Raw genomic sequence first — 346 nt, 5'->3', positions numbered from 1 at the left:
GACCGGCTGCTGGTGCAGTTGCAGCGCCTGGTCGATGCCGGTAATACCGTAGTGATGATCGAGCACGACATGCGTGCGGTGGCCCAAGCCGACTGGGTGATCGACGTAGGGCCAGGCGCGGGCGCTGCCGGCGGCAGCATCGTGGTGGCGGGTTCCCCTCAGCAGGTGGCCCGAAAGTCTGGCAGCCGAACCGCTCCGTTCCTTGCACGGGAGTTGGCGCGGGCCGAGTAGCTTAGTTCGCCAAATGTTGCCAGCTTCGCGGGGCATTGATCGTCGCCACACGGTGGTGACGGTCGCTGCCCGAGTCGCGTCATCCTTCCTGAGTCAGAGCAAGATAGGGATTGTT

The 346-nt window shown here is 64.5% G+C and carries 1 protein-coding gene; it reads left to right on the top strand.

What is annotated here, in order from left to right; genetic code table 11:
* Positions 1–231: DNA helicase UvrA (locus tag FZE95_RS19550; protein WP_150302460.1), on the top strand; the 231-nt coding region annotated here is incomplete at its 5' end.
* Positions 232–346: the final 115 nt, after the last annotated feature.

The organism is Pseudomonas profundi (assembly GCF_008638305.1).
Classification (GTDB): domain Bacteria; phylum Pseudomonadota; class Gammaproteobacteria; order Pseudomonadales; family Pseudomonadaceae; genus Halopseudomonas; species Halopseudomonas profundi.
Note: the sequence above shows the minus strand (reverse complement) of the source record. Positions and strands in the feature narration are given on the sequence as shown.